Source organism: Variovorax sp. ZS18.2.2 (genome assembly GCF_024701975.1).
Lineage (GTDB): Bacteria > Pseudomonadota > Gammaproteobacteria > Burkholderiales > Burkholderiaceae_C > Variovorax.
The window spans coordinates 2215065-2234150 of record NZ_JANLNM010000001.1 but is presented as its reverse complement, the minus strand read 5'-3'; the positions used below and the strand labels follow the sequence as shown (position 1 = coordinate 2234150).

The following is a 19086-nucleotide window of genomic DNA, read 5'->3' as shown; positions in this document are numbered from 1 at the left end:
CGCAACCGCCACGCTGAAGTACAACGCCCTCGACGCCGTCACCGAAGCCAAGGATTTCAAGGGCATCGCCACCACCTACGCCCGCGACGCCCAAGGCAACGCCACTGCCGAAGCCAGCACCGACATCAGCACCGCGAACACCCAGTACGACAACCTCGGCCTGCCCAGCCAGATCACCGATGCGCTGGGCCAGGCAACGACGATCACGCGCGATGCCTTGGGCCGCCCGATTGGCCTGGTCTTCGCCGACGGCAAGACCACCACGCTGCGCTACGACCTCTCGGCCAACAGCAAGGGGTATCTGTCGGAGATCATCGACCGCAGCGGCACCACCGAGTACACGCGCGATGCCTTCGGCCGCGTGACGCTCAAGAAGCAGACGTTGATCAACGGCAGCGTGCAGCAGGTGAGCTACGCCTACAACCCCAACGGCACGATCGCCAGCATTGGCTACCCCAACGGCTCCACGCTCACGCACCTGTACGACAGCACCGGCCGCCTCACGGGCTTGAGCCTGAACGGCACGCCGCTCGTCACCAACGTCGCCTGGAACCCGCTGGGCCAACCCATCGCCTGGACCTGGGCCTTTGCAAGCCCGGCGACTGTCGCGAGCCGCAGCTACGACACCGCGGGTCGCATGACGGCCACGGACTTCAGCAGCTACGTCTACGACGCCGCCGGCCGCATCACGAGCCTCACGCAGAACCTCCACCAACCCGGCGATTCCGACCCCACGCACAGCACCATCGGCAGCGGCAACGTCACATGGACCGTCGCCTACAACACGGTGGGCCGCATCGCCGGCTTCAGCGCCACTGGCAACACTGCGAGCTTCGGCTACGACGCCAACGGCAACCGCTCAAACAGCACGCGCGTGCTGGGCAGTCTGGGCACCAGCCGCACCTATACGGTCGACGCCACGAGCAATCGCCTCTCGGGCTTCGCGCAGAGCATGAGCGGCACGAGCAACACCAGCGTCACCTACGGCTACAACGCCAACGGCGACCTGCTCGGCGATGGCCTGCGCAGCTACACCTACGACGCCGAAGGGCGCCTGGCGGCCTCCACCACCGGCGCCACCGACACCAGCCCGACCACGCGCTACGCGCACAACGCGCTGGGCCAGCGTGTCTTCAAGACCGAGCCGCTGTACCCGCCCAGCCAAGGCGACGAGGCCGACCCGGGCTTCATGCAGAGCCTGATCGCGTTCTTCACCAAGCTGTGGAGCCCCTCGACCACGCAGGCCGAGCAGCTGGGCTATGCGTATGTCTACGACGAGCAGGGCACCCTCATCGCAGAGGTGGGCAGCGGCGGCACGAACAGCGCGGGCCAGGCGCAGTACATCTACCTGCCCACGGCCAATGGGCCGATGCCGATCGCGGCGGTGATCGACGGCGCCACGTATGCGGTGCACAGCGATCACCTGAACACGCCGCGCAGGCTCACGAACGCGGACGGGCAAGCGGTCTGGCAGTGGAGCTACAGCGCGTTCGGGGAAGACAAGCCGACGGTGGCGAAGAACCGGTTTGCGAATCTGGAGGTGACGCCGAATCCGGGCACCACGAACATCTCGGAGGTGAAGTTCAACCTGCGGTATCCGGGGCAGTATGCGGATGCGGAGTCGGGGTTGTTTTACAACGGGTTCAGGACCTACAGCCCGACTATCGGTCGCTATACACAAGGCGACCCTATCGGGCTTGATGGAGGGTGGAATCGGTTTTCGTATGTGGACGCTAACCCGATGAGCTTTGTTGATCCTGAGGGGTTGGCAGGCGGTCCTCCGCGCTCGACTCCGAGAGTGCCTCTTCCTGGGGGAGGAGCTGTGTCGAACGGGCTGTTATCCGGCATAGCAGAGGCGATGAGAGGCTCTCAAGCGGGTGCAGCAGGGGCGGGGGCGAGAGCACTGGCTGGTGCTGGAGCTGGTAGAGGCACGATCAATCCACCTTTACCTGATTCGGCATATGTCTGCCGCGGGGGACTTTGCACCGCAGATCGATTTGCCGGTGGATCCGGAGTAACTATTGATTCGGCGGGAAAGATGTGCCGGGCAAGCGTAAATTCCGCAGCTGGCAAGTCCGTTCAAGAGCTCTCAACAGGGATTCCAAACCCCAAGATGGGCGTGACGACTGTCGGAGATGTTCGCCGATTGGGGGGCGATGTGGTGCCCGACCCAACCCCGAAAAATCCTGACCATTGCTTGATGTGTGGCATTACCCCAGCGCAGGCTGAAAGATTGTTTACACCAGTGGTTCCGAATCCAAATCAATAGGCCTCCCCCAATGAAAAAAAATCTTTTCGACGAGCAACGAATTTCAGAAATTCAGGCGCGGGCGACTGCTGCTGCACCTGGACCGTGGAAAGGAATGATCGAGGGCCGTGACCACTTAAGTGGGTCGAGTTGCATATCCAGGGCAAGTGGTGGCATTGATCTTGACGGTGCGTCTGATGCCGACATCGATTTCATGGCCAACGCACGCCAAGACGTGCCATATCTCATTTCTGAGCTTCGCCGCCTTGCTGCGCTAATCGACTCTTCGTCTTAGGCGTAGCGCCATCAAACAGCGGCGCTCGATCTCCCGGGGGCGGCAACCCAGCCTTCCCCGCCGGGCCTTGCTCATCACCGTCCGAACAGCTTCCGAACAATCGACGGTCCGAGCAACCCCGTCAGGAACGGGTGACGCTCGACCAGCTTCTTGCCTTGTGCAAACGCGCTGGATTCCTCGACTGTTTGCGCGATGCTGTTGATCGGTTGCCGGTGACGATCGCGCTCGCGTCCCATCTGCAACGTCTGGAGCTTCGCGGTCACATCGATGCTCTGCCCGATTGACTGCTCGGGCCTGCCTGTCAGCGGCTATATTTGCTGCAGGAGAGGAATCTGCATGCCCTGGCCAAGACGCAATCCACCAACTACAGCAGTTGCTGGCAATCCCATCGCGCGCACTGCTCAACAGATCGAATCGGAGTCCTTCGCACCGCAAGCACGGACGTGGGGGCCGGAGGTCTTTGACCACATTGAATGGCGTCGCTTCGAAGCTTTGTGCGAGGCTTTGTATGGCCAAGCCGGCGTGCGCACCGAATCGCAGTCGCATGGCGCGGATGGAGGGGTGGATATCTGGCTATACCTGCAGCACGCGAGCAAGCCGATGATCGTGCAATGCAAACACTGGTCACGCAAGGTAGCGGTGGACGATGTACGGGCTTTCTTTGGCGTGCTCAAATCCCACGATCTTGAGCGCGGCATCTTCGCGACCAGTGCCACGTTTACCTCCGAAGCGTCCGCCTTCGCCAGTGCACACGGGATCAGCGCGCAAAATCGCGAAGGGTTATTGAACCTGATCGCAACTCGGACGCCCGCTCAACAAGTCCTCTTGCTGGAGACCGCGTATCAGGGCGAGTACTGGCGCCCGACCTGCGCGAGTTGCGGCATAAAAATGGTTGTGCGTGAGCCCAAGAGCGGAGGGCCACTGTTTTGGGGCTGTACTAACTTCGCGAAGCTGCGTTGCCGATCCAGGATTCAGCTGCGCGCTGCTGAGAGGTAGCGAAGGCGGTGGCGTTGCGGCGTTTCAGGGGTGCTGTAACGGCGAGCTTGTCCAGGGCGGCAACAGCGGCGTCATTTCGCGGCGCGCTGGCGGGTATGCGGATGCTCCCGTTGGCGCAACGCGACACACCACAAGATATTTCAAGGTGCCCTGCGCACCGCCTCAAAGCCCAGCGCCAGAGTCACCCGCGAAAGGGTAGCGAACGCAAAGCGGGGGTACAGAGGGGGGGACAAATTGAGAAACGATGAACGAGAAGTGAGCGTCCATGCGGGTCGCAGGCGATCTTTCAATCTCTCCACCGCCACCATAATTCCACGACACGGCACCTTTGGGTGCCGTTTTCGTTGGTGCTGCCGATGTCAGCGAAAGGGCACGCTGCGATAGGGGCTGCGGGCGTCGTTCAGCAGCATGCGGTTCGTGCGCAGAAGGTGTTCTTCGCGCGCGTCGGAATACCGCCAGATCAAGCCGCCGGCGATGTACGCGGCACTCACTTGCGACCAGTCGGCATAGGCCTCGCGCACCTGCGAGGTCAGTGCGCCGGCGAAGCCCGCGAATTCCCCGCGTTCGATGAAGCCCAGCTGCACCGCCCACCGCGACAGGCTGGCCAATCGCACGGCGTCCCAGGCGACCAGGCTGGAGATCTGGGGCGGCGCAACCTTGAAGTGCTTGCGCAAGGCATTGACCCAGCTCGGGCTGCCCGTCGTCAGTTGGGTCAGGTCCGTCACCGACCGTCCACTCTCGGCCGCCAACGCGCGGTAGTCCAGGCTCTTTCGCGCCTTGATCTGGAAGAACGCGGGAAACCACGCATCCATGACCAGCCGCAGCGCGGCCGGCGTGCTCTGCGTTGCCGCGTCGATCGCCGAAATGGCCTGCCAGGTGGACAGGTAGGTTGAACGCTGTCCTTCCTCCGCGAGCCAGCGGGCCGTTTCCTTGAAACTCTCCCGGTCGTGCACGCTCCAGACTTCCGAGATGCCCTCGCGCAACGCGTCGTCGTCTTTTCCGGTGGCCACGGCGTTCACGTGATCGCCATTGAACGCGGACAACGGCGCGCTCAGCGTGACCAGCCATTGCTCTTCTGCAGTGAGTGTCTCCGCGGTGCCGAAATGAAGCTTCTCGTTGTCGAGCAGCGCATGCCCGAGCGTGTCTCTGATGCCCATTGATTTCCCTCCAGTTTTTTGAAACGTGTGCGCGTCCGGATCGGATGTCCGCAGCGTCGGATGCGGATCTTAAGTATGGGCGCTCATTGGATTCGATCTTCTTCTTTGAAGCGGAGCAAGACTTTGGTCCGAACTGTCGGCTCGCGCTGACGTCAAGTGCCGTTGCATGCTGGCTGGCCATCTATGACAACGGCATAGAAGAGAGGGAAAAGGAGACGACCATGGCCACGCATCCCGATCTTCCAACCCCCGTCACACCCAACCTGCCCGTAGAGCCCGACGAGGGACCGAGCACACCGCCCGACGAGCCCACGGACCCGGAGCCGCCGCCCTCCGTTTCGTGAATCCGCCGCGCGAGCCGCGATAAGCTCGTGCCATGGACGAACTCGATTGCGCCGTCATCGGCGGTGGTGTGGTGGGGCTGGCAGTGGCGCGCGCCTTGGCGCTCGCGGGCCGCGAAGTGCTGGTGCTCGAATCCGAAGGTGCCATCGGCACCGGGACCAGTTCGCGTAACAGCGAAGTCATTCACGCTGGCATCTACTATCCGCAGGGCTCGCTCAAGGCGCGCCTGTGTGTCGAAGGGCGGCATTCGCTCTACGCGTATGCGGCGGAGCGCGGCGTGCCGCACCGGCGCTGCGGCAAGCTCATCGTGGCGACGTCGGCCGAGCAGGTGGGCCAACTCGAAGCGATCCGCGTGAAAGCAGCCGCCAATGGCGTCGACGACCTCGTGCAGATCACGGCACAGCAGGCCCGGGAGATGGAGCCGCAACTGCATTGCACGGCGGCGCTTCATTCGCCCAGCACCGGCATCGTCGACAGCCACGCGCTCATGCTGAGCCTGCTCGGCGACCTGGAGAACGCGGGTGGCATGTTGGCGCTGAAGTCGCGTATCACACACGCCGAATGCAATGACCGCGGCATCGTCCTGATCGCCGAGGACGGTACGGCGCTGCGCTGCCGCAGCGTTGTCAATGCGGCGGGGCTCAGCGCTCCGGCGCTGGCCCGGCGGTTCGAAGGGTTGCCCGCTGTGGCGATTCCGACGGAGTATTTCGCCAAGGGCAACTACTTCACCCTCTCGGGCCGCGCCCCTTTCAGCCGCCTCATCTACCCTGTGCCCGAGCCTGGTGGCCTCGGCGTTCACCTGACGGTCGACCTTGGCGGCCAGGCCAAGTTCGGCCCCGACGTGCAGTGGGTCGAGTCGGCCGACGACCTCGTGGTGAATCCTGCCCGCGGCGACGGCTTCTATGCCGAGGTGCGCAAGTACTGGCCTGCGCTGCCCGATGGCGGATTGATCCCGGGCTACGCCGGCATGCGGCCCAAGATCTCGGGCCCGGGCGAGCCGGCCGCCGACTTCAGGATCGACGGCCCCGCCTCGCACGGCGTGCCGGGGCTGGTCAACCTGTTCGGCATCGAATCGCCGGGGCTCACCAGCAGCCTCGCGATCGGCGCCCATGTCGCCCGGCTGCTGGCCGACGCCTGAGCCATCGCACGCACAAGTCTGCACATCTGCCACGCATGAGGGGCTTTCGAGCCTGTAACATGCCACCACGCCATATGCTGGCGTGAAGCCGCCGGCGCGGTGCCGGTGTCATCACGGAGGAAAGATTCCAATGAGTGCATCCAACAATCTTGAAGCAGCAGCCGAAGACATCGCAAGCGACGTGCGCGGCGTGCTGGCCAGCAAGGACCTGGATTCGGTTCCCCACATCAAGGCGCTGCGCCAGCGCATCGACACCAAGCTCGCCATCGCGCGCGAGCTCGCCGCCGAGAAGAGCAAGCTCGCCGCCAAGAAGGCGCGCGAGGCGGCCTCCGCCACCAACGCCTACGCCCACGACGAACCTTGGCAGATCGCAGGCGCCGCACTGGCCGTCGGCGTGCTGGTGGGTCTGTTGCTTGGCCGCCGCTGATCGCGCTGATCCAAGCGCGCACCGCCGGACCGTTCGCTGCCGCTCGCTGAGCGGGGTTGGAGCATGCCTATGAGGCTGCTCTCCCTGTTCGGGCTGAGTGGCCGCATCCGCCGGCTGCGAATTGCCGCCGCCGAAGGTGCACTGGCGGCCGAAGACCGGGTGCAGCTGTTGCGCATGGCCTGGGAGGACGAGAAGCAGCGCCTGAAGCTGATGCTCATCCTCGTGGTGGCCGTGCTGGGGCTGACAACTGTCACGGTGGCCCTGCTGTCGATGGCGGTGGTGGTGCATTTCTGGGAAACGCCGTATCGCGTCACGGCCGCGTGGTCGGTGGCCGGCGTGTGGATCGTGCTCTGGCTGGGCGCTGCCGCTGGCCTGCTGCTGACCCTGCGCAATGCCTCCAACAGCTTCATTCCGGCACGCCAGGAGTTCGAGCGCGACTGGGCCTGGGTGCAGGACAGTTTCGGGCTCGGCAAAGATCCGGAAGACGAAGAAGCACCGCGTCCCGCGCGTCCGGCCACGCGCGAGGAATTGCTGGCGCGAATGGCAATTCAGCGCGAGCGCATCGCGACCCTGCAGGGTGGCCGCGAGGCGCAGCCGGCGGGCACCGGGCGCGAGGCACCTCCGCCGAATGAAACGGCCACCGCCGCCGCGCTGCGGATCGCCCGGGCGCATCCCGTGGCTGCTGGCGTGGCCGCTGCGGCCGTTGTGGTAGTGATCCGCCCGAAGCGCCTGCTGCGCTGGGCAGCAGTCATCGCGCCGATTCTCTGGCGCATGCGCTGAAGGAAGAGAGAAAGAAGTCTCAGGCCTTGCTGCGATCGCGCAGCAGCGCCTGGGCCGTCTCGCGGACCAGCGCCGGGCCGCGGTAGATCAGACCGGTGTAGATCTGCACCACGTCCGCGCCCGCGGCGATCTTGGCCTTGGCATCGGCTGCGCTCAGGATGCCGCCCACGCCGATGATCGGGAAGTCCTTCCCCAGTGCCGCGCGCAGCTGCGCAATCACGCGATTGCTCGCCTCGCGCACCGGCGCGCCTGACAGGCCGCCGGCTTCTTCAGCGTGCGGTAGACCGGCCACCGCATCGCGGGCCAGCGTGGTGTTGGTGGCGATCACGCCATCCATGCCGTGGCGCTGCAGCGTGGTGGCAATGACCGCGACCTGGGCTTCATCGAGATCGGGTGCGATCTTCACGAACAGCGGCGAGCGCTTGCCGTGGCGAGTGGCCAGCGCCTCGCGCCGCTCAGCCACCGCGCCGAGCAGCGCATCGAGCGCCTCGTCGCTCTGCAGCGTGCGCAGGTTGGCCGTGTTGGGGCTCGAGATGTTGATCGTCACGTAGTCGGCATGCGGGTACACGCCGTCGAGGCAGGCGAGGTAGTCGTCCACCGCGCGTTCGATCGGCGTGGCGGCGTTCTTGCCGATGTTCAGGCCGAGCAGCATCGGCGTCTTGCTGCCGCCGCTCTTGCGGAAACGCGCCTTCTGCACGTTGGTCAGGAAGGCGTCGAGCCCTTCATTGTTGAAGCCGAGCCGGTTGATCAGTGCATCGCGTTGCGGCAGGCGGAACATGCGGGGCTTGGGGCTGCCCGGCTGCGCCTTGGGCGTTACCGTGCCGACCTCGACGAAACCGAAGCCCATGGCGGCAAAGGCGTCGATGCAGCGGGCGTTCTTGTCGAGCCCGGCCGCCAGGCCCACGCGGTTCGGAAAGGTCAGCCCGGCCAGCGTGACGGGGTCGTCCACGCGCGGGGCGGAGTAGGCGCAGGCCAGCGGCGTGTTCTGCGTACGGGCCAGGCCGTCGAGGGTGATCTCATGGGCGTGTTCGGGATCGAAACCGAACAGGAAAGGGCGGGCCAGGCCGTAGAGCGAAGAGGGCAGCAGGGGCATCGGATAATTCTCGTCTCGACTTCAATGAGCCAAGGATTCTCCGCGATGACCGCACCCGCCTCCCCAACTTCCGCGCCCGCTGCCCCCGCAACGCTTTCCCAGGACGAACTCAAGGCCCAGGTCGGCCTTGCCGCACTGGCCTATGTGGTCAAGGGCGAGATCGTCGGTGTGGGCACCGGCTCCACGGTCAACAAGTTCATCGACGCGCTGGCGACGATCAAGGACGAGATCAAGGGTGCCGTCTCGAGCTCGGAGGCATCGACCGAACGCTTGCGCGCATTGGGCATCCCGGTGTTCGACAGCAACGAGGTGGAAGAACTGGCTGTCTACATCGACGGCGCCGACGAAATCGATCACCGGGGCTTCATGGTGAAGGGCGGCGGCGCGGCGCTCACGCGCGAGAAGATCGTCGCGGCGCAGTCGAAGCGCTTCGTCTGCATTGCCGACGCCTCCAAGCTGGTCGAGACGCTGGGCGCCTTCCCGTTGCCGGTGGAGGTGATCCCGATGGCGGTACGCCGTGTGATGCGCCAGTTTGCCGCCTTGGGTGGCATTGCCCAGGTGCGCGAGAAGGACGGCCTGCCGCTGGTCACCGACAACGGCCAGCACATCGTCGACGTGACGGGCCTGAAGATCGTCGATCCGCTGGCTTTCGAGTCCGAGGTGAGTCAGTGGCCCGGCGTGGTGACGGTCGGCGTCTTCGCCCACCAGAAGGCCGACGTGTGCCTGCTGGGCACCGCGACGGGCGTGAAGACGATGCAGTTCGCCTGAGGAGGCGAACCACCCAGCGTCAGAACTTGATGCCGGCCGGGTTGCCTGCACCCGCATCGCTGGGCGCAGCGGGCGGGGGCGCGGGTTGTGCGGCGGGAGCCGCAGCGCGGGGCGCCGGCGCCGCCTGCTGCGCGGCAACCAGGGGCCGGGCCGGCGCATTGCGATAGCCCGCGGGCAGGCTGTTGCTCTTGGGATAGCCCGCCGCATCGAGGTACTGCGACCACTCGTTGTCCGCATAGCCCTTGAGCTGCTGCGAGCCGATGGTGAGCAGCGGCAGCGAACTCTGGCTGCTCAGGCGCTGCAGCGCCTCGATTTCTTCATTGCTCTTGACCGTGCGTTCGTCGAACGGAATGCCGCGTGTAGTGAGCAGCGAGCGGGCCTGGCTGCAGGGCGCGCAGTCTTCGCTGGTGTAGAGCGTGACGGGATAGCGTTGCGCCACCTGACGAAGTTCATAGGGCAGCCCCGCCGTGCTGGCCGGCGCGGCGGCACCTTGCGGCCCCGCAGCAGGCTCGGTGCTGGCGGCGGGCGCGCGGTCCGAGAACGTGACCTTGCCGTTCTTGTCGACGTTGCGATAGATCGGCTGGGCCATCGCGCCTGCGGCGACGAGCAGCAGGGCTAGTCCGGTCAGGCGATGCGACGGGAATTTGTAAGGGGTCAGATACATGTCCCGAGTATCGCAAGCTTCAGCGCTGCATCAAGCAGGCTGGGCCTCGGCCATGCCCTGGTGTCGCAGCAATGCATCAAGCTGGGGCTCGCGGCCGCGGAAAGCCTTGAACGAATCCATGGCGCTGCGGCTGCCGCCGGCCTCCAGGATGGCCTGGCGGTACTTGCGGCCGGTCTCGATGTTCGGCTCGCCGTCGGCACCCACGGTTTCCTCGAAAGCCGCGTAGGCGTCGGCGCTCAGCACCTCGGCCCACTTGTAGCTGTAGTAGCCGGCCGCGTAACCGCCCGAGAAAATGTGGCTGAAAGTATTCGGCGTGCGGCTGAAAGCCGGCGAGGGCATCACGGCCACTTCGGTGCGCACCTTGCCGAGCAGCGCCATCACGTCGCCGGGCTTCGCGGCAGCTGCGTGGTACTCGGTGTGCAGCAGCATGTCGAACAGCGAGAACTCGATCTGGCGCAGCGTCTGCAGGCCGCTCTGGAAGTTCTTGGCGGCGGTCATCTTGTCGAAGAGCGCGCGCGGCAGTGGTTCGCCGGTGTCGACATGGGCCGTCATGTGGCTGAGCACATCCCACTCCCAGCAAAAGTTCTCCATGAACTGGCTCGGCAGCTCGACCGCGTCCCACTCGACGCCGCTGATGCCCGAGACATCGCGCTCGTTCACCTGCGTGAGCATGTGGTGCAGGCCGTGGCCGAACTCGTGGAAGAGGGTGGTCACGTCGTCGTGCGTGAGCAGCGGCGGCTTGCCGTCGACACCGCTTGCGAAGTTGCAGACCAGCTGTGCGACCGGCGTCTGCAGCACGCCGTCGTCGGGGCGCAGCCAGCGGGCGCGCACGTCGTCCATCCAGGCTCCACCGCGCTTGGCGGCGCGGGCGGAGGGGTCGAGGTAGAACTGGCCGACCTTCTGGCCGCCACGTTCGATGCGATAGAACTCGACGCTCGGGTGCCACGTCGGCGCGCTGTCGCGGCGGATCGACACTTCGAACAGCGTCTCGACGATCTTGAACAGCCCGGCCATCACCTTCGGCGCGGGGAAGTACTGCTTCACCTCCTGCTCGCTGAAGGCATAGCGCGCTTCCTTGAGCTTCTCGCCGATGTAGCTCCAGTCCCAGGGTTGCGGATCGGTGATGCTCAGTTGTTCGGCCGCGAAGGCGCGCAGGTCGGCGAGGTCGCGTTCGCCATACGGCTTGGCTTTGGTCGCCAGATCGCGCAGGAACTTGACGACCTGCTCGGGCGATTCGGCCATCTTCGGCACGACCGAGAGCTCGCCGAAATTCTTGTAGCCCAGGAGCTTGGCCTCTTCTTCGCGCAGCGCGAGGATCTCGGTGATGAGCGCGGTGTTGTCGAAGGCGGCATCGCCGAATTCGCTCGCACGCGTGACGTAGGCGCGATAGAGCGTTTCGCGCAGTGCGCTGCTCTTGGCGAACTGCATCACCGGCAGGTAGCACGGCATCTTGAGCGTGAGCTTGTAGCCGTCCTTGCCTTCGGCCTCGGCGGCAGAGCGCGCTGCGCTCACCACGTCTTCAGGCACGCCTTCGAGTTCGCCCAGCTTGGCGTAGTACGCAAAGGCGTCGGTCGCGTCGAGGGCGTTCTCGCTGAACTTCTGGCTCAGCTCGGCCTGGCGTTCCTGGATGTCGGCGAAGCGATTCTTGGCGTCGCCCTGCAGCTCGGCGCCGCCGAGCACGAAGTTGCGCACGGCGTTGCGATGCGCTTGGCGTTGCTCGGCGTTGAGCGTGGCGACATCAATGGCCTTGTACTTCGCGTAAAGCCGTTCGTCGGAGCCCAGGCGGGTCCAGAAGGCGGTGACGCGCGGCATGGCCTCGTTGTAGGCGGCGCGCAGCTCGGGCGTGTCGGCCACGGCGTTGAGATGGCCGACGGCGCCCCAGGCGCGGCTGAAGCGCTCGGAGGCCACGTCGAGCACCTTCGAGATCGCGTTCCAGTCGGCGGGGAACTCGGGCGCCGTCACGGCCTGCAGTGCGGCCTCGGCATCGGCCAGCAATGTGTCCACGGCGGGCGACACGTGCTCGGGCCTGATGCGGTCGAACAGCGGGAGGTCGGTGAAGTCGAGGAGGGGGTTGTTCGTGATGGCCATGGAAGTTACTTTGCGGCGCGTTCGGCTGCTTCAAGGGTGTTGACGAGCAGCATGGCGCGGGTCATGGGACCGACGCCGCCGGGTACCGGCGTGATCCAGCCGGCCACTTCCTTCACGCCGTCGAAATCGACGTCGCCGGCGAGCTTGCCGTCCGGCTTGCGGTTCATGCCGACGTCGATGACGACTGCGCCGGGCTTCACCATGTCGGCGGTGAGCAGGTTCAGCTTGCCGACGGCGGCGACGATCACGTCGGCCTGGCGCGTGATGGCGCCCAGGTCCTGCGTGGCGCTGTGGCAGATGGTCACGGTGGCGCTCTTGGCCAGCAGCATCATGGCCATCGGCTTGCCGACGATGTTGCTGCGGCCGATGACCACCGCGTGCTTGCCGCGCAGGTCGTAGCCGATGGCTTCGAGCATCTTCATGCAGCCGTGCGGCGTGCAGGGCCAGAAGCCGGGCGCGCCGGTCATCAGCGCACCGGCGCTGGCGACGTGGAAGCCGTCGACGTCCTTGGCGGGCGAGATCGTCTCGATGACCTTCTGGCTGTCCATGTGCTTGGGCAGCGGCAGCTGCACCAGGATGCCGTGCACCTTCGGGTTGTCGTTGAGAGCGCGGATGCGGGCCAGCAGGTCGGCCTCGCTCATGTCCGCGGGGTAGCGCTCCAGCGTGGCCTGCAGGCCGGTCTCGGTGCTGTCGTTGACCTTGTGCTTGGTGTAGACCTGGCTGGCCGGATCGTCGCCCACGAGGATGATGGAGAGGGCCGGGTTCACGCCAGCGGCCTTCAGTGCAGCGGTACGGCCGGCGACCTCGGCGCGAATGGTTTTGGCGAGAGCGTTTCCGTCGATCAGTTGGGCGGTCATCGGTTTCGATTTTCCAAGTAAAAACGCCCGCTTGCGCAGGCGTGGGGGACATCCATGGCTATCGGACGGATAGCTTCTAGGCTTTGGCGGCCGGAGCGGCCTGCCCGAGGGCGATCTTGAGCAGATCGGCCACGGTGTTGGCGTTGAGCTTTTCCATGATGTTGGCGCGGTGCGCCTCCACCGTCTTGATGCTGATGCCCAGGTCGTCGGCGATCTGCTTGTTCAGGCGGCCGGCGACGATGCGCTCGAGCACCTGCGCCTCGCGGCCGGTGAGCTTGGACAGCAGCGCATCACGGCTGGCTGACTGCTGATGCTGGGTGAATGCGCCGCGCGCATGTTCGAGCATGCGCTCGACCAGCGTGACGAGCTCTTCGTCATTGAAGGGCTTCTGGATGAAATCCATTGCGCCCTTCTTCATGCTGTCGACCGCCATCGGCACGTCGCCGTGGCCGGTGATGACCACGATCGGCAACGGGGAGCGTCGCTCGATCAGTCGATCCTGCAATTCGAGGCCGGTCATGCCGGCCATGCGGATGTCGACGATCAAACAGGCGACTTCGCGCGGGTCGTATCGGGAGAGAAAGGATTCGGCGGAATCGAAACAGCGGACTCTGTAGTCCTTGCCTTCGAGCAGCCATTGCAGCGAATCGCGTACGGCTTCGTCATCGTCGACGACGTAGACCGTGCCCTTCTTCGGAATCAAACTCATGCAGGTACCTTTGCCTCGTCGCTAGCTACGGAACTGATAGCGTCCAACACCGGAATCCAGAAGGAAAAACGGCATCCGATCACATCCGGCCCATTGTAGATGTTCTCCGCCTGCATCCGGCCACGGTGCGACTCGACGATGGTGCGGCACAAATTCAGCCCGATGCCCATGCCTTCGGGCTTGGTGGAGAAGAAGGCTTCATACAGCCGGTCCATCACCTCGGGCGAGAGGCCCTTGCCGGTGTCCTGCACCGAGAACTCGATGGCGTTCTGTCCCTCGATGGTCTTGGGCAGCACGCGCAGTTCGACGCTGCGGCGCGCGAGCGGCCGGTCGGCGAGGTCGATGGATTCAGCCGCGTTCTTCAGGAGGTTGACCATCACCTGCTCGATCAGGATCGGGTCGACCCGCACCACCGGCAGCCGCGCGGCCACGTAGTGGTTCAGGCGCACGTTGCGCCGGCGCAGCTCGATGCCCGCGAGTTCAACGGCTTCGCTCACCATGGTGGCCACGTCGGCGGGCGTGCGGTTGGGCTCGCTGCGCTTCACGAAGGAGCGGATGCGCTGGATGATCTGACCCGCGCGCTGGGCTTGCTTCGAGGTCTTCTCCAGCGCCGCGAGCAGCGCCTCGGTGTCGATCGTCTGCCCCTTGATGCGGGACATCATCCCGTTGCAGTAGTTGGTGATGGCCGTGAGTGGTTGGTTGAGCTCGTGCGCGACGCTCGAAGCCATCTCGCCCATCGTGATCAGGCGGCTCGCGGCCTGCGCCTTGTCGGCTTGCGCGGCGGCCTGCTCTTCGGCATCGCGGCGCGGTGTGATGTCGGTGGCGATCACCAGTTGCGCGAGGCGGCCGTCCACCCATGTCAGGTAGCGCGAGCGCACTTCGAGCCATTTGCCCAGGTGGGGCACGAAGATTTCGTTGTTCGCGGCTTGCGCTGCAGTGAGCGTGTCGATCGGAAGACCCGCGTACGGGTCCACGTCGTCCAGGCCCTCGTCATGTGCGTTCGACGCCGGCACGCCGGCCTGCGCCACCATGCCGAGATGGCCCACGGTGTCGGAGCCGAACCAGAGACGGTACAGCTTGTTCGCGAACAGCAGCTCTTCGCTGCCGATGGGCGCAACCGACACCGCAGCGTCGAGCGCTTCAAGCACCGTGGTGAACCGTTCGTACGACGCCGACAGCTGCTCGCGGATGCGCGTGGGCTCGGTGATGTCAGTCATCGACGTCATCCAGCCGGTCTGGTGACCGCGCGCGTCGATCAGTGGAGAGACGTAGAGCCGCGCGTTGAACACGCTGCCGTTCTTGCGCTTCACTCGCACCTGGAAGCCGCCGGGCAGGGCGCGTCCGTGCAGTTCTTCTTCGAGCCGCTCGTTCATCACTTCACGGTCGGATTCGAGCCAGTAGGGGAAGGGCGGCGACTGGCCGACCAGTTCGGCTTCGCTCCAGCCGGTCATCGCGCAGAACGCGGCGTTCACATAAGTGATGCGGCCTTGCAGGTCGAGCACGCGCATGCCGGTCAGCATGGAGTTTTCCATCGCGCGACGGAAGTTGGTCTCGGCGACCAGACGTTGCTGGGCCTGCAGGCGTCGGCGCGTGTGGCGCCATGTGCCGATCAGCATCCAGCTGGTCAGCACGCTGAGCGCGCAGACCAGCCAGAAGAGCCCGTTGCCCACCACGCCCTGCGAGGTGCGATAGGCCTGCGCGCGCAGCAGCAACGCATTGCCGACGGGCGATACGGGCACCTCGTACTCGTTGGTCCGCTCCGACCAGGGCAGCAGCCGCGTGCCGCTGTCCTTCAGGTTGGTCGTGTTGCCGGCGATGACGTTGCCCTTGGCGTCAAGCAGCGAGACCGCGTAGCGTGCCTGTACCTCGGAGGGCATGCCGTAGCGCAGCAGTCCGTCGACCGAGAACTCGCCGAGCACGACACCCGCGAACAGGCCCTGGTCGAAAAGAGGGATGTGCAGTTGAAGCATCGCGGCCGGGTCGCCGCCGGCCACCGGCTGCGAATACACCGGCTGGCGCAGTTCGCGCGCTAGGGCGTAGTTGCTTTCGATGTCGCCGGGCCGGAGCACGTCGCCGATCAGGTGCTGCTGCGCGGGATGCACGCTGGGGGCGGCATAGCCGGCCTTGAAGCGGCGGCGGTCGTCGATCCAGGTGATGGTCTGCAACTCGGGGAACTGGCTCACCAGCGATTCGGCGCGGCTCGTGAACTCGGTGGGGTCGATCTCGCGGTTGGAGGCATCGCGCGCGATGCGCATCAGCTGTTCCTGGCGCTCCAGGAGCCGGAGGCGCATGCGCTGCTGAGCGTATTCGACATCGCGACGCACCGACTCCTGCTCGCGCTCGACCTCCTCGGTGCGCAGGTACCAGAAGGCGGAAACGATGGCGGCGAGGAACAGCAGCACCGCGGCCATCGGCGCCAGCATGGCAACCGCGTCCTGGAGCACCGGCGTTTGCCGACGCCACCAGCGGCGCCACCAGGAGAGCGGCGAGGCATTCACGGCACTGCGGGCAACCGCCAGCGGAGAGGAAAAAGGCATCGCGCGAGTTTAAGGGGCGCCCCTCGGGAAACGCCGGAAAAGCGTCAGTGCCATTGATCCCGTCGCGGTCGCGGTTTGTCAGGGGAAAGTCACAAAAATATCACATTAAGAAATCATCGAGCGCCATTTGAAATTGGAAAGTTTCTATGCGAAACTCGCCCGCGTTTATTGCAGAGCGCACTAAATTACAGCCACAGCCCTAAAAGGAGAGACAAGCATGTCGGCAAATCCCGAGAACCTGTTCGGCTCGGCCGCAAACGATGCGGACGCCCAGGAGACCCGTGAATGGATGGATGCACTGTCTTCCGTCATCCAGAGCGAGGGTCCCGAGCGGGCCCACTTCCTTCTCGAGCAACTGCTCGAACATGCCCGGCAGCACAGCATCGACAAGCCGTTCTCTGCCAACACCGCCTACGTCAACACCATCGAGCCTGATCAGGAAGAGCGCTGCCCAGGCAACCTGGAGATCGAGGAGCGCCTGCGCGCGTACATGCGCTGGAACGCGATGGCGATGGTGGTCAAGGCCAACCGCCACCACCCCGCCGAAGGCGGCGACCTCGGCGGCCACATCGGCTCCTTCGCCTCGCTGGCGAACATGTTCGGTGCCGGCTTCAACCACTTCTGGCACGCCGAGAGCGAGAACCACGGCGGTGACTGCCTCTATATCCAGGGCCACGTCTCCCCCGGCATCTATGCCCGCGCCTACCTCGAAGGCCGCCTGACCGAAGAGCAACTGCTCAACTTCCGCCAGGAAGTGGACGGCAAGGGTCTCTCCAGCTACCCGCATCCCAAGCTGATGCCCCAGTTCTGGCAGTTCCCCACGGTGTCGATGGGCCTCGGCCCGCTGATGGCGATCTACCAGGCGCGCTTTCTCAAGTACCTGCACGCCCGCGGCATCGCCAACACCGAGAACCGCAAGGTCTGGGTGTTCTGCGGCGACGGCGAAATGGACGAAGTCGAATCGATGGGCGCCATCGGCCTCGCGGCGCGCGAAGGTCTCGACAACCTCGTCTTCGTCATCAACTGCAACCTGCAGCGCCTGGACGGCCCGGTGCGCGGCAACGGCAAGATCATCCAGGAGCTCGAAGGCGAATTCCGCGGCTCGGGCTGGAACGTCATCAAGCTGATCTGGGGCAGCGGCTGGGACCAGCTGATCGCACGCGACAAGGAAGGGGCGCTGCGCAAGATCATGATGGAGACGAACGACGGCGACTACCAGTCGTTCAAGGCCAACGACGGCGCCTACGTTCGCAAGCACTTCTTCGGCCGCGATCCGCGCACGCTGGAAATGGTCGCCAAGATGAGCGACGACGACATCTGGCAGCTGCGCCGCGGCGGCCACGACTCGCAGAAGGTCTACGCGGCCTTCGATGCGGCCGTCAAGCACAAGGGCCAGCCCACGGTGCTCCTGATCAAGACGGTCAAGGGCTTCGGCATGGGCAAGATCGGCGAGGGCAAGAACAACGTCCACCAGACCAAGAAGCTGAGCGACGAGGACATCATGGCCTTCCGCGACCGCTTCAACATTCCGATCCCGGACAGCCAGATCGCCGACCTGCCGTTCTACAAGCCGGCCGACGACACCCCGGAAATGAAGTACCTGCACGAGCGTCGCAAGGCCCTGGGCGGCTACCTTCCGCACCGCCGCACCAAGGCCGACGAGAGCTTCACGGTGCCCTCGCTCGATACCTTCAAGTCGGTGATGGAGCCCACGGCCGAAGGCCGCGAGATCTCGACGACGCAGGCCTACGTGCGCTTCCTCACGCAGCTTTTGCGCGACAAGGCGCTCGGCCCGCGCGTGGTGCCCATCCTGGTGGACGAGGCCCGCACCTTCGGCATGGAAGGGTTGTTCCGCCAGATCGGCATCTACAACCCCGCTGGCCAGCAGTACACCCCGGTCGATAAAGACCAGGTCATGTACTACAAGGAAGACAAGGCCGGCCAGATCCTGCAGGAAGGCATCAACGAGGCCGGCGGCATGTCCAGCTGGATCGCTGCGGCCACCTCGTACAGCACGAACAACCGCATCATGGTGCCGTTCTACGTGTACTACTCGATGTTCGGCTTCCAGCGCATCGGCGACCTGGCCTGGGCAGCCGGCGACATGCAGGCGCGCGGCTTCCTGCTGGGCGGCACCTCGGGGCGCACCACGCTCAACGGCGAAGGCCTGCAGCACGAAGACGGTCACAGCCACATCCTGGCCAACACCATCCCGAACTGCGTGAGCTACGACCCGACCTTCGCGCACGAAGTGGGCGTGATCCTGCACCATGGCCTGAAGCGCATGGTCGAGAAGCAGGACAACGTCTACTACTACATCACGCTGCTCAACGAGAACTACGCGATGCCTGGCCTGCAGCCCGGCACCGAAGAGCAGATCATCAAGGGCATGTACCTGTCGAAACAGGGCCCGGTGGTCAAGGCGGCCAAGGGCAGCAAGGAAGCGCCGACCGTGCAACTGCTAGGCAGCGGCACCATCCTGCGCGAGAGCTTCGCGGCGCAGGAGTTGCTCGAGAAGGACTGGGGCGTGTCGGCTTCCGTGTGGAGCTGCCCGAGCTTCAACGAGCTCACCCGCGACGGCCAGGACGCCGACCGCTGGAACCTGCTGCACCCGGACCAGACCCCGCGCGTGTCCTTCGTGGCCGAGCAACTGGCGCCGACGACCGGCCCGGTGGTGGCATCGACCGACTACATGAAGGCCTATGCGGAGCAGATCCGCCCCTTCATCCCGAAGGGCCGCACCTACAAGGTGCTGGGCACCGACGGTTTCGGCCGCAGCGACTTCCGCAACAAGCTGCGCGAACACTTCGAGATCAATCGTCACTACATCGTGGTGGCCGCGCTCAAGGCGCTGAGCGAAGATGGCACCGTGCCGGTGGCCAAGGTGGTGGAAGCGATCAAGAAGTACGGCATCAATGTCGACAAGGTCAACCCGCTCTACGCTTGAACATCAACAACCAACGAACGAACGGCGCCTCGCGGCGGGA

Annotated in this window: 17 protein-coding genes; 9 read left to right on the top strand and 8 right to left on the bottom strand. The window is 65.1% G+C overall.

The genetic code is table 11. The annotated features are described in order from the left end of the window. Positions 1 to 2269, top strand: a 2269-nt coding sequence (locus tag NU688_RS10480) for an RHS repeat-associated core domain-containing protein (protein WP_257860468.1), incomplete at its 5' end; no start/stop codon positions are given. A 10-nt stretch (positions 2270 to 2279) separates the two neighbouring features. Next, a complete protein-coding gene (locus tag NU688_RS10475; protein ID WP_257860467.1) occupies positions 2280 to 2543 on the top strand; it encodes a hypothetical protein in 264 nt (87 codons plus the stop codon). A gap of 74 nt (positions 2544 to 2617) precedes the next feature. Here the strand turns inward: NU688_RS10475 and NU688_RS10470 are convergent, their stop codons facing one another. Then, positions 2618 to 2806 carry a hypothetical protein gene (locus NU688_RS10470; RefSeq protein ID WP_257860466.1) on the bottom strand — a complete coding sequence of 63 codons (189 nt, stop codon included), beginning with the start codon at positions 2804 to 2806 and terminating at the stop codon, positions 2618 to 2620. 73 nt (positions 2807 to 2879) lie between these two features. Between NU688_RS10470 and NU688_RS10465 the strand changes: the two genes are divergently transcribed. Next, complete coding sequence (locus NU688_RS10465; protein ID WP_257860464.1) at positions 2880 to 3539, top strand: restriction endonuclease; 660 nt, start codon at positions 2880 to 2882, stop codon at positions 3537 to 3539. Between the two features lie 359 nt (positions 3540 to 3898). Here NU688_RS10465 and NU688_RS10460 read toward each other — a convergent pair whose 3' ends face one another. Continuing rightward, complete coding sequence (locus NU688_RS10460; protein WP_257860463.1) at positions 3899 to 4696, bottom strand: DUF1266 domain-containing protein; 798 nt, start codon at positions 4694 to 4696, stop codon at positions 3899 to 3901. Between the two features lie 86 nt (positions 4697 to 4782). On the opposite strand from NU688_RS10460, the gene NU688_RS10455 reads away from it, so the two are divergent. The 4 genes from NU688_RS10455 to NU688_RS10440 all read left to right on the top strand — a co-directional run bounded on the left by NU688_RS10455 (position 4783) and on the right by NU688_RS10440 (position 7383). Continuing rightward, positions 4783 to 5040 carry a hypothetical protein gene (locus NU688_RS10455; protein ID WP_257860462.1) on the top strand — a complete coding sequence of 86 codons (258 nt, stop codon included), beginning with the start codon at positions 4783 to 4785 and terminating at the stop codon, positions 5038 to 5040. Between the two features lie 32 nt (positions 5041 to 5072). Next, positions 5073 to 6176 carry an NAD(P)/FAD-dependent oxidoreductase gene (locus NU688_RS10450; RefSeq protein ID WP_257860460.1) on the top strand — a complete coding sequence of 368 codons (1104 nt, stop codon included), beginning with the start codon at positions 5073 to 5075 and terminating at the stop codon, positions 6174 to 6176. A gap of 130 nt (positions 6177 to 6306) precedes the next feature. Continuing rightward, the gene (locus NU688_RS10445; protein WP_093431838.1) at positions 6307 to 6603 is read left to right on the top strand and encodes a DUF883 family protein; all 297 of its coding nucleotides are present in this window, start codon (positions 6307 to 6309) and stop codon (positions 6601 to 6603) included. 69 nt (positions 6604 to 6672) lie between these two features. Beyond that, positions 6673 to 7383 (top strand): phage holin family protein, encoded by a 711-nt coding sequence (locus NU688_RS10440; RefSeq protein ID WP_257860457.1) that lies wholly within the window; start codon positions 6673 to 6675, stop codon positions 7381 to 7383. A gap of 19 nt (positions 7384 to 7402) precedes the next feature. Here NU688_RS10440 and NU688_RS10435 read toward each other — a convergent pair whose 3' ends face one another. Beyond that, positions 7403 to 8476 carry a quinone-dependent dihydroorotate dehydrogenase gene (locus NU688_RS10435; protein ID WP_257860456.1) on the bottom strand — a complete coding sequence of 358 codons (1074 nt, stop codon included), beginning with the start codon at positions 8474 to 8476 and terminating at the stop codon, positions 7403 to 7405. A gap of 45 nt (positions 8477 to 8521) precedes the next feature. Here NU688_RS10435 and rpiA point away from each other — a divergent pair, with 45 nt between their 5' ends. Then, positions 8522 to 9244 (top strand): ribose-5-phosphate isomerase RpiA, encoded by a 723-nt coding sequence (gene rpiA, locus NU688_RS10430; RefSeq protein ID WP_257860455.1) that lies wholly within the window; start codon positions 8522 to 8524, stop codon positions 9242 to 9244. Between the two features lie 19 nt (positions 9245 to 9263). Here the strand turns inward: rpiA and NU688_RS10425 are convergent, their stop codons facing one another. From NU688_RS10425 to NU688_RS10405, 5 genes are all read right to left on the bottom strand, one after another. Next, positions 9264 to 9908, bottom strand: coding sequence for a glutaredoxin family protein (locus tag NU688_RS10425; RefSeq protein ID WP_257860453.1), 645 nt, complete (start codon positions 9906 to 9908; stop codon positions 9264 to 9266). 30 nt (positions 9909 to 9938) lie between these two features. Continuing rightward, positions 9939 to 11996 (bottom strand): M3 family metallopeptidase, encoded by a 2058-nt coding sequence (locus tag NU688_RS10420; RefSeq protein ID WP_257860452.1) that lies wholly within the window; start codon positions 11994 to 11996, stop codon positions 9939 to 9941. Between the two features lie 5 nt (positions 11997 to 12001). Then, positions 12002 to 12853, bottom strand: a complete 852-nt coding sequence (gene folD, locus NU688_RS10415; RefSeq protein WP_257860451.1) for a bifunctional methylenetetrahydrofolate dehydrogenase/methenyltetrahydrofolate cyclohydrolase FolD — start codon at positions 12851 to 12853, stop codon at positions 12002 to 12004. Positions 12854 to 12929: 76 nt separating this feature from the next. Continuing rightward, positions 12930 to 13562 (bottom strand): response regulator transcription factor, encoded by a 633-nt coding sequence (locus NU688_RS10410; RefSeq protein ID WP_012747279.1) that lies wholly within the window; start codon positions 13560 to 13562, stop codon positions 12930 to 12932. Continuing rightward, positions 13559 to 16099, bottom strand: a complete 2541-nt coding sequence (locus NU688_RS10405) for a PAS domain-containing sensor histidine kinase (protein WP_257860448.1) — start codon at positions 16097 to 16099, stop codon at positions 13559 to 13561. Before NU688_RS10405 ends, NU688_RS10410 begins: the two co-directional genes overlap by 4 nt. A gap of 217 nt (positions 16100 to 16316) precedes the next feature. On the opposite strand from NU688_RS10405, the gene aceE reads away from it, so the two are divergent. Beyond that, positions 16317 to 19046, top strand: a complete 2730-nt coding sequence (aceE, locus tag NU688_RS10400) for a pyruvate dehydrogenase (acetyl-transferring), homodimeric type (RefSeq protein ID WP_257860447.1) — start codon at positions 16317 to 16319, stop codon at positions 19044 to 19046. The last annotated feature ends 40 nt before the right edge of the window (positions 19047 to 19086 follow it).